General features: G+C 78.4%; 2 protein-coding genes. Both read right to left on the bottom strand.

What is annotated here, in order from left to right:
- Positions 1–1,612: ArnT family glycosyltransferase (locus tag ABWI04_RS42595; RefSeq protein ID WP_353835963.1), on the bottom strand; the 1,612-nt coding region annotated here is incomplete at its 3' end.
- A gap of 14 nt (positions 1,613–1,626) precedes the next feature.
- A partial coding sequence (locus tag ABWI04_RS42590) for a mannosyltransferase YkcB-related protein (RefSeq protein ID WP_502913226.1) occupies positions 1,627–2,113 on the bottom strand: 487 nt, incomplete at its 5' end.

Genomic DNA, 2,113 nt, shown 5'->3' with positions numbered 1-2,113 from the left:
GGGGGGGTCGCGGGGGCTGGCGGCGGGGGGCGCGGCGCGGGTGGGGGGGGGGGGGCCGGGGGCGGGGGGCCTCGCCCCGGGCCGCGGCGGGTCGGGCACCCCGCCCCGGGCCGCCGCGTCCGGGACCGGTGGCGGTGGCGGGGCCGGCGGTGACGATGGCGCCGGTGTGCGGGGTGCGGACGGTCTCGGCGGCGTAGGCGGCGGGCCCGGCGAGGCAGGCCAGGACCGCCAGGGCGGCGACCGCGGCGAGGGCGGGGCCGCGCAGCAGCCGCGCGGCGGCCAGTCCGGCCGCGGCCAGGAGCCCGGCGGCAGCGACCGCGGGCGCGAGCCAGGGGTGCCAGTCCGGCGACCGGCCGAGCAGCACGTAGGCCCACAGGGCGGTGAGGGCGACGGTCGCCGACAGGACCGCGGCGGCCGCGGGGGCGCGGCGGCGCTCCCACAGCAGCGCGGCGCCCGTCCCGGTGAGCGCGGCGATCGCGGGGGCGAGCGCGACGGTGTAGTACTCGTGGAAGATGCCCTGCATCCAGCTGAAGATCGCGGCGGTGAGCAGGAGCCATCCGCCCCACAGCGCCAGGGCGGCGCGGGCGGGGTCGGTGCGGGGCGCGCGGCGCGTGGCCCACAGCCCGGCGGCGAGCAGGACGAGCGCGGCGGGCAGCAGCCAGGAGATCTGGCCGCCGATGACGGGCCCGAACATGCGGCCCCATCCGGCGTCCTGGTCGAGGTTGCCGAGGCCGCCGGTCTCCTCGCCGTTGAGGCGTCCGAGCCCGTTGTAGCCGAGGGCCAGTTCCAGGACGGAGTCGTGCTGCGATCCGCCGATGTAGGGGCGGGCGGAGGCGGGCACCAGCGCGACGGCCGCGACCCACCACCCGGCCGAGGCGAGCAGCACTCCCCCGGCGGCGGTCAGCTGCCACAGCCGGCGCCGCCAGGGCGCGGGCGCGGCGAGCAGGTAGACCAGCGCGAACACCGGGACGACCAGGAACGCCTGGAGCATCTTGGCCAGGAACCCGGTTCCGGTGCAGGCGGCGGCGAGCAGCAGCCACCGGGTGCCCGCGCTCTCCTGGGCGCGCAGCGCCGCGTAGGCGCCGCAGGTCAGCAGCAGCACCAGCAGGGCGTCGGGGTTGTTGAACCGGAACATCAGCGCGGCCACCGGCGTCAGGGCGAGCGCGGCGCCGGCGAGCAGGGCCGCCCAGGCGGGGAAGCGGCGGCGGACGGCCGCGTGCAGGACCGCGACGGTCGCCACGCCCACGAGGGCCTGCGGGACGAGGATGCTCCAGGCGTTGACGCCGAACAGCCGGGCGGTCAGGGCCATCGGCCACAGCGCGGCGGGCGGTTTGTCGACGGTGATGGCGTTGGCGGCGTCGGAGGAGCCGAAGAAGAACGCCTTCCAGCTGGTGGCGCCGGCCTGGACGGCGGCGGAGTAGAACGCGTTGGCCCAGCCGGACGCGCCGAGTCCCCAGATGTAGGCGACGCCGGTCGCGGTGAGCAGGGCCAGCAGCGCGGGCCGGGCCCAGGCGGGGTCGGCGGCGGGGCCGCGCAGCAGCCGCCGTTGGAGGCCGCCCCGCCCGCGCGGGGTGCGGTGCGCGGGCGGGGCGGCCGGGATCGTGGTGGTCATCGTGGTGTCCCTGTTCAGCCGAGCTTGTAGAGCCGGGCGCCGGTGGAGCCGTCGCCGGTGGAGCCGGTGGTGCCGCCGTAGGCGCCGGCGTCGACGGGGGTGGCGTTCTTCTGGACCCAGGCGGTGACGGCGGTGTCGCCGCCGCCGGGGCCCATGCGGCCGCCGAGCAGGATGTAGCGGAGCTTGCCGTCCTTGACGTACTGCTGGAGCTTGGCGACGGTCATGGCGGGGTCGCTGCCGGTGAAGCCGCCCATGGCGATGGCGGGGCGCCCGGTCCGCAGGATGATCGAGGAGGCCTCCTGGGCGCTGGAGACGGCGACGAGCCAGGTGGCCCCGCCCTGGTTCTTCTCCAGGTAGGTGAGCATCTGGGTGTCGACGCCGCCTCCGGGGCCGCCGCCGAACCCGCCGCGCACTCCGGCTCCGCCGGGCCGCTGCCCGCGCCCGTTCGCGCCCCGCCCGTCGGCTGCCGGCCCGTCGGGTGCCTGCGCGTTCTGGCCGCCG

Origin of the sequence: Actinomadura sp. NPDC000929 (genome assembly GCF_040492065.1) — a bacterium.
In the GTDB taxonomy this organism is placed as follows: domain Bacteria; phylum Actinomycetota; class Actinomycetes; order Streptosporangiales; family Streptosporangiaceae; genus Spirillospora; species Spirillospora verrucosospora.
This window is presented reverse-complemented; position numbering and strand designations above follow the sequence as displayed.